The following is a 1,432-nucleotide window of genomic DNA, read 5'->3' on the forward strand; positions in this document are numbered from 1 at the left end:
GGTAGGTTCAGGCGGTGAATGCATCACCACTTTCGACCAGGAGAAGTAGTGAAGCAAACCCGCCGAACGAAATACAGTGCCATCAAACCCATTGCGCTTCAACACATCGCCAACGGGGCATCAGCAAGCGCAGTTGGACGTGAGTTAGGGATACCCTCACCAACTGTCAGGCGGTGGGCGCGACAAGCCGGAATTGAGATCCAGCACCAATCGCACTACCCGAAGGTCTCGATGATGCATAAGCATCGCGTGATCTACGAGATGCTTATGGCCGGCACATATAGTGTTGCCGAGATTGCCGCGCAGGCTGGGGTGTGCACAACCACGGTGTATAACCGGCGGGCTAGTTTAACCACTATGAATACCCGCAGTCGGATAACACCTGGTGATGTATCTCGTGTTGGTACTGGTCGGCGGCTAGGGCTGACGGAACGCTTACTTATTGCCGATTGCCTGCGGGCAGGTCATTCGCACCGGCGTATCGCCCAGATAGTCTGTCGTAGTCAATCCACTATCAGTCGTGAAATCGCACGCAACAGCGTCGATGGTATCTACGATGCCTATCACGCTGATCAGGCCAGCCGCGGGCGTCTTGCTCGTCCAAAGCCGCGCAAACTCGATGACAATCGATTTTTGCGCGCCCAGGTTGTCAATCTGCTCAACCGTGGCGCCTCGCCGCGTCAGGCCAGTGGCAGGTTGGCTGCACTGTGGGGTGATAATACGTCCATGACTATTAGCCACGAGTCGATTTACCAGGCCCTTTACGTACAAGGGGCAGGCAGCTTGCGCAAAGAACTTGTGTTTGAAAAGTCCTGCCGGACTACCCGGCCAGGGCGTAAACCCCGCTCGCTTCTCGCAGGGGTGCCCAAGCCACGTGGAAAACGCTGGACTCATGATGCCAATATTTCACTTCGCCCAGCCGAAGCCAATGATCGTGCGGTACCCGGTCATTGGGAAGGCGATTTGATTATTGGCGCAGATGGCACCAGTGCTTTAGCGACGTTGGTGGAACGCCGCAGCAGGTTTGTGCTGCTCGGCAGACTCGGCACTGACCATACTGCCGCCAGTGTCAATGAGGTGATGGTACGGATGATTCGTCGGCTCAAAGAGTCGATGGACACCACGATTTCGACGTTGACCTGGGATCAGGGAGTGGAGTTTGCCAAACACACGGAGTTTTCTGTCGCGGAGAATATCCAGGTGTTTTTCGCCGATCCGCATTCGCCGTGGCAGCGAGGTAGCAATGAGCGGATGAACCGGGATATCCGGTTTTATTTCCCCAAAGGCACCAACTTTACCGATGTCACCGACCAAGAGGTCGCCGAGGCGGAAGCATTGCTGAATAACCGGCCGCGGGTAGTGCTCGACGGGTTAACTCCTCGGGAGGTAATCTCTGGTGTTATCCATGATGCAATGACCGCCTGACCCTACC

The 1,432-nt window shown here is 55.9% G+C and carries 1 protein-coding gene; it reads left to right on the plus strand.

The annotated features are described in order from the left end of the window. Positions 1-48: 48 nt before the first annotated feature. A complete protein-coding gene (locus HMPREF2920_RS10660; RefSeq protein ID WP_083327121.1) occupies positions 49-1,425 on the plus strand; it encodes an IS30 family transposase in 1,377 nt (458 codons plus the stop codon). Positions 1,426-1,432 lie beyond the last annotated feature (7 nt).

Source organism: Corynebacterium sp. HMSC075F02, from assembly GCF_001838335.1.
Taxonomy (GTDB): domain Bacteria; phylum Actinomycetota; class Actinomycetes; order Mycobacteriales; family Mycobacteriaceae; genus Corynebacterium; species Corynebacterium jeikeium_D.